General features: G+C 68.2%; 8 protein-coding genes and 1 pseudogene. 6 read left to right on the plus strand and 3 right to left on the minus strand.

Annotated elements, in window-relative coordinates:
• From FV228_RS19625 to FV228_RS19635, 4 genes and pseudogenes are all read left to right on the plus strand, one after another.
• Positions 1 to 332 (plus strand): annotated as a pseudogene (locus FV228_RS19625) (restriction endonuclease subunit R); the annotation flags it as partial.
• A gap of 27 nt (positions 333 to 359) precedes the next feature.
• The gene (locus FV228_RS19630; protein ID WP_147856155.1) at positions 360 to 683 is read left to right on the plus strand and encodes a hypothetical protein; all 324 of its coding nucleotides are present in this window, start codon (positions 360 to 362) and stop codon (positions 681 to 683) included.
• 312 nt (positions 684 to 995) lie between these two features.
• Entirely contained in the window at positions 996 to 1,163 is a 168-nt protein-coding gene (locus tag FV228_RS33225) for a hypothetical protein (protein ID WP_187277825.1), read from the plus strand.
• Positions 1,164 to 1,263: 100 nt separating this feature from the next.
• A complete protein-coding gene (locus tag FV228_RS19635; RefSeq protein WP_147856156.1) occupies positions 1,264 to 1,671 on the plus strand; it encodes a DUF3597 domain-containing protein in 408 nt (135 codons plus the stop codon).
• Between the two features lie 47 nt (positions 1,672 to 1,718).
• Here FV228_RS19635 and FV228_RS19640 read toward each other — a convergent pair whose 3' ends face one another.
• Together FV228_RS19640 and FV228_RS19645 are read right to left on the minus strand one after the other, a co-directional pair.
• On the minus strand, positions 1,719 to 2,807 hold the full coding sequence (locus tag FV228_RS19640) for a polyamine ABC transporter substrate-binding protein (RefSeq protein WP_147856157.1): 1,089 nt from the start codon (positions 2,805 to 2,807) through the stop codon (positions 1,719 to 1,721).
• A 98-nt stretch (positions 2,808 to 2,905) separates the two neighbouring features.
• The gene (locus FV228_RS19645; RefSeq protein WP_147856158.1) at positions 2,906 to 3,262 is read right to left on the minus strand and encodes a RidA family protein; all 357 of its coding nucleotides are present in this window, start codon (positions 3,260 to 3,262) and stop codon (positions 2,906 to 2,908) included.
• A 186-nt stretch (positions 3,263 to 3,448) separates the two neighbouring features.
• On the opposite strand from FV228_RS19645, the gene FV228_RS19650 reads away from it, so the two are divergent.
• Positions 3,449 to 3,712 (plus strand): GlsB/YeaQ/YmgE family stress response membrane protein, encoded by a 264-nt coding sequence (locus FV228_RS19650; protein WP_147856159.1) that lies wholly within the window; start codon positions 3,449 to 3,451, stop codon positions 3,710 to 3,712.
• Between the two features lie 137 nt (positions 3,713 to 3,849).
• Here FV228_RS19650 and FV228_RS19655 read toward each other — a convergent pair whose 3' ends face one another.
• Entirely contained in the window at positions 3,850 to 4,071 is a 222-nt protein-coding gene (locus FV228_RS19655; RefSeq protein ID WP_147856160.1) for a YgaP-like transmembrane domain, read from the minus strand.
• Between the two features lie 81 nt (positions 4,072 to 4,152).
• Here FV228_RS19655 and FV228_RS19660 point away from each other — a divergent pair.
• Positions 4,153 to 5,189 (plus strand): SWIM zinc finger family protein (locus tag FV228_RS19660; protein WP_187277826.1); only part of this gene is annotated, 1,037 nt, incomplete at its 3' end.

Consider the following 5,189-nt stretch of genomic DNA (forward strand, 5'->3'; position numbering starts at 1 on the left):
TGGCCCCTGCGCCCGAGCCGCCCTCGGTCACCGAGCGGACCCTGCGCCAGCGGCTCGCCGTCGCGGTGGCGGGCCAGGCCGTGGAGGACGAGGCGTCGCTGCGCGTTCCCCGCGGCGGCAACCTCGCGCATCGCTACAATGCGGTTCTGAAACGCGTGCTCGGCAAGGGCCGCGCGACCATGACCCTGCCCGAACTCGAGGCCGCGCTCGCCTGGCTTGAACGCAACCGGCTTTCGGACCATCTCGACCGCCTCGACGGCGATACCCGCTACGCGTGGTCCGCCCGCCAGCGTCGCAGCCGCTGGCTGCCGGAGCGCGCAGCCGGAGGCTGACCCGTCGCGGATGGGGAGGAGTGCCCGATGACCGAGACCCTGCCGGCCGCCTTCGGGGCGACGTTGACGGAATCCGAGCCGCCTTCGGCCTGGCCCGCGCCGCTCGCAGCCCTCTGGTGGCTCGCCAAGGATGGCAGCGAGACTGCCGACGCCGCCTGGGCGCGGGCGCATGCCCTGGTCCAGGACGCCTCTGGGCCGGAGGCCGCCTGGGTGCACGCCCATCTCCACCGGATCGAGGGCGATGCCGGCAACGCGCGCTACTGGTACGACCGCGCCGGCCGCCCGGTGCCGAGCGGCACGCTCGCGGAGGAGCTTGCGGTGCTCGCCGACGCGCTGTCGCGCGCGGGTTGAGCGTCGAACCCCCGGTTGCCGCGGGGTAGGCGAGTGCTTCGATCCTCATCCGGTGGGCCTAGCCGGTTCATGCCGTCTGCCGACACCAACGGGGAACCAAAATCGAATATCCGACCGACATATCCTTCAAATGCGGTGCGACAGGATTGATTTTCCGACTGATATTCAAATCGAGAGCGTCAGAGGTTCACGCTCGACCCAGCCTGTTCAGCTCGAACCCTGTGCATTTTCCGTTGACTACGTGGTCTTCGGTGCCGCACAGCGGCCAGATCTGATTAAGGCTGGACCCGTCGAGTTCGGACCACAAGGAACGTGTCGGTTATCGCGATGAGCCTGGGGTGCTTAGTCTGCAGTGTGGGTCTGGCGAGTCTTTCGCTGCGCGACCCGGCGCGCGCCGTCGTCCTCGAACGCTGGAGCGGCATCTTCCTGATCGTCGGCCTGACTCTGCTGGGGATCGCGCTGCACGGCGCCCGCGGATAGTCTCAGCGCCGCGCAGACCGATTCTCGGAACGCCTGGGCCGACAACCGGTTGACAGCCCGCCCGGCGCACAGGTCGGGCCTCGATTATCGGAGCGGACCTATGAGCCTCCTCGGCAGCATCGTCGGCAAGATCCTCCATCCGTTCGGCGGCGGTTCCGCGGACGCCGCGCCCGCGTCCACGTCAGGCTCCGCCAGCGGCTCGGCCGGCTCGGGTACGCCTTCGGCCCCCGGCAGCACGGGCACCGGCGAGCCGGTGGACGTGGAGGCGGTGCTTACCGGCCTCGCCGAGAAGAACGGGCAGAAGCTCGACTGGCGCCACTCGATCGTGGACCTGATGAAGCTGCTCGGCCTCGAGTCGAGCCTGTCCGAGCGCAAGCAGCTCGCCGACGAGCTGCACTACACCGGCGACAAGGACGACTCGGCGTCGATGAACATCTGGCTGCACAAGCAGGTGATGAAGAAGCTTGCCGAGAACGGCGGCAAGGTGCCGGACGACCTGAAGAACTAGACCCGCCCCAGAGGCCCGGCGCATCGAGCGGCGCCGGGCCTCTCTTTTCAGCGCCCGGTACGGACCCGGGTCCAGAGCCGGGTGACGTAGCGCTGGGTGCGGTCGTCCCAGGCGGTGTTGATCGACAGGCGCTGCATTGTCGCCTCGTCGGGGTAGATGCCGGGATTGCTCAAGATCTCGGGCTTCACGAACTTCTTCGCTGCGAGGTTGCCGCTGGCATAGGCCACGAAGTTGGTGTTGGCCGCCGCCACCTCGGGCCGCAGCATGTAGTCGATGAAGGCCAGGGCCTCGGCCGGGTGAGCGGCATCCTTCGGGATCGCGAAGGTGTCGAACCACATCAGCGCCCCCTCCTTGGGCACGACATACGCGATCTCGATGCCGTTTTTGGCCTCCTCGGCCCGGCGCTTGGCCTGCAGCACGTCGCCCGAATAGCCGACCGCCACGCAGATATCGCCGTTGGCCAGCGCCTGGATGTATTCCGAGGCGTGGAACTTCCGCACGGTGCCCCGGACCTTGTAGAGCGCGTCCGTGACCAGGGTCAGGTCGTCCCAGCGCTTGGAATCGGCTTTTGCGCCGAAGACCGGCAGCATGCTGGGAATCAGATCCTCGGGACTGTCGAGCATCATGATCCCGCAATCCTTGAGCTTGTTCGCGGATGCGGGATTGAGGACGACGGTCCAGGAGTTCAGGGCCGCGTTGGCACCCAGGCGCTCGCGCACGGCGGCGACGTTGTAGCCGATGCCGGTGGTGCCCCACATGTAGTCGACCGCGTAGGTGTTACCGGGGTCGTAGACGGAAAGCCGGCTCGCGATCTCGGGCCAAAGGTTGCCGAGGTTCCTCAGTTTCGCCTTGTCGAGCGGCATGAAGGCGCCGGCCCGGATCAGCCGCTGGAGATAGGGCCCCGAGGGCACGACGATGTCGTATCCGGAGCGGCCGGCCAGCAGCTTGGTCTCGAGTATCTCGTTGTTGTCGTAGGTGTCGTAGACGACCTTGATCCCGGTCTCCCGGGTGAAGGCGTCGAGCACCTTCGGGTCGATGTAGTCCGACCAGTTGTAGATGTTGACGACCCGCTCCTCCACGGCCCGCACGGGCGCGGCCGGGCCGAGGATGAGGAGGGCGGCAAACAGCGCCGCCATCCGGGACCGAAAGCCGTTTCCCACGCGCGGGGCCGCCCGATGGCGGGCTGGGACGAGGCGCCGGAGCGATCGTCCGACTCGGCCCGTCCCGGCCGCGATCACGCCAGCCTCGCGGCGACGATAACGATCTCGACGAGATATTGCGGATCGCACAGCCGCGCCTCGACGGTGGCGCGCGCCGGCGGGTGATCCTTGGACACCCAGGCATCCCAGGCGGCGTTCATCTCGGCGAAATGGCCGATGTCGGCGAGGTAGATCGTTGCCGACAGGATGTGATCCTTGTCGCTGCCGGCGACGGCGAGCAACCGGTCGATCTGTACCAGGATGTTCTGGGTCTGAGCGGTGACCCCGGTGCCGACCGGGTCGGATGCCACCTGGCCGGCGAGGTAGATGGTGTTGCCGTGGACGGCGCCCTGCGACATCCGCGAGCCCGGTTCGATCCGTTCGATGCTCATTCTAGTTCTAGTCTCCAGCCGGCGAAACGCCGGTATCTGCCGCGGCTCGGGGCCGGCCGTAAAGGGCCGCGCGCCGACGCGCCGCGGGAACCGGCGGAAAATTCTCCCCTCATGTGCAGTTGCGAGCAACCGCTTCCGACCGACGTGCGTTCACACGGCATCGCTTGTCACGCCTTGGGGTTCGTCATGGGTATTCTCTGGACCATCGTCATCGGGTTCCTCGCCGGAATCATCGCCAAGTTCCTCATGCCCGGACCGAACGAGCCGTCGGGCTTCATTCTGACGACGATCCTCGGCATCGTCGGCGCCTTCGTGGCGACCTTCCTGGGCCAGGCCATCGGCTGGTACGGACCGAACCAGGGCGCGGGCTTCATCGGAGCCGTCGTGGGCGCCGTCGTGGTGCTGTTCATCTACGGCATGATCGCCGGCCGCCGCAGCACGACTATCTGACCAAGTCCGGTACGCCGGAACGCGAAGGGGCGCCCCGCAGGGCGCCCCTTTTTTGTGGCCTACCGCATCGTCCCGAAGGGGGCCGCCGGCTCTCGTGCAACGACGATGCTCAGGCGGCCCGTGGCTCCGCGGAACGCTCAGAGGTGTTCGGCGGCCGCTTTGACGGCGCAGTGGCCGGTGGCGCCGCGCACTGCCAGGCCGACGCCGACGACCAATGCCAGCAGGCTGAGGATCTTGTTCGGCCGGGGCTGCGCCGCCGCCGCCGCGATCCCGAGGCCCAGCGCGACCGACACGGCCCGCTCGGTGGTGGTCAGGTTCGGCTGCCCGCTGAAGATTTCATTGATCATATCGTTGGCCATGAAAGAGTCCCGCTGTGAGGTCGCGGTTCGAACGCGGGCGCGGGGCCTGCGTTCCTTCAGCCGCGCACGATGGAGGCGTGCATGGCGCGCAAGCTGCCGAAACCATCCGCGATCGCCGACCTCGCCTCTCCCGAGATACGCGAGCGCGGCCTCGCTTATCATCAGGACGGTGCGGTCTCCGGCCTCGTGGCCCGGGGCGATACGATCACCGCCGAGGTGGCGGGCAGCGAGATCGATCCCTATCGCGTCGTCCTCCGAATCGAGGACGGCCGTATCGCGCAGACCAGTTGCACCTGCCCCTACGAGTGGGGAGGCGCCTGCAAGCACGTGATCGCGGCTCTTCTGACGCTGATCGAGGCACCGCAAGCCCTCGACGAGCGTCCGCCACTGGCCGATCTGCTCGCACCCCTCGACCGGGATGCCCTCGTGGATCTGATCCAGCGGCGAGCCACCAGCGACCCCGACCTGATCGACTGGATCGCGATGGAGCTCACCACCGCTCCGCACGCAGCATCGGCAGACGGCACGATCGACCCGCAGCCGATCGCCGACCGTGCCCGCAACCTGCTCGCCGGGCACGGCCGCCGGGCGAATTACTGGGCCGGCTACCGGGCCGACGGCGATGAAGCCGAGTTGCGCGCCCTGGTGGAGAAGGCGGTCCCGTTCCTCGAAGCCGGCGACGGCCGCAACGCTCTGCGCATTCTCGAAGCGGTGGCCGAACCGCTGGTCGAGGACTGGCTCGACTACGGCTACGAGGATGACGAGACGAGCTATCTGCTGTTTGAGGACCTCGGTCGGATGATGGCCGAGGCCGTGCTGATGGGGGATCTCGATCCGAAGGCGCGCGTCGCCCTGCGCGACACGCTGGCGGGCTGGGAGGCGCGGATCTCGGATTACGGGCCCGAGAGCTTCGCGGTGGCGATCCAGGCGCTGGAGACGGGGTGGGACGACCCGGCGCTGAAGGCCGTCCTCGACGGCGGCCCCGGACCCTGGCCGCCGGAGGGTGCGGATTTCGCAGACCGCATTCTGACGGAGGTGCGGCTGCGCGTGCTCGACGCGAGCGGGCAGGACGAGGCCTATCTGAACCTCGCCCGGGCGGCCGGCGCGCAGGCGCGGGT

It is taken from the genome of Methylobacterium sp. WL18 (assembly GCF_008040015.1).
In the GTDB taxonomy this organism is placed as follows: domain Bacteria; phylum Pseudomonadota; class Alphaproteobacteria; order Rhizobiales; family Beijerinckiaceae; genus Methylobacterium; species Methylobacterium mesophilicum.

What these genes read in the sequence shown, in the direction of transcription:
- FV228_RS19630 (WP_147856155.1), top strand. Translation starts at nt 360, where the DNA reads ATGACCGAGACCCTGCCGGCCGCCTTCGGGGCGACGTTGACGGAATCC.
- FV228_RS19635 (WP_147856156.1), top strand. Translation starts at nt 1,264, where the DNA reads ATGAGCCTCCTCGGCAGCATCGTCGGCAAGATCCTCCATCCGTTCGGC.
- FV228_RS19640 (WP_147856157.1), bottom strand. Translation starts at nt 2,807, where the DNA reads ATGGCGGCGCTGTTTGCCGCCCTCCTCATCCTCGGCCCGGCCGCGCCC.
- FV228_RS19645 (WP_147856158.1), bottom strand. Translation starts at nt 3,262, where the DNA reads ATGAGCATCGAACGGATCGAACCGGGCTCGCGGATGTCGCAGGGCGCC.
- FV228_RS19650 (WP_147856159.1), top strand. Translation starts at nt 3,449, where the DNA reads ATGGGTATTCTCTGGACCATCGTCATCGGGTTCCTCGCCGGAATCATC.
- FV228_RS19655 (WP_147856160.1), bottom strand. Translation starts at nt 4,071, where the DNA reads ATGGCCAACGATATGATCAATGAAATCTTCAGCGGGCAGCCGAACCTG.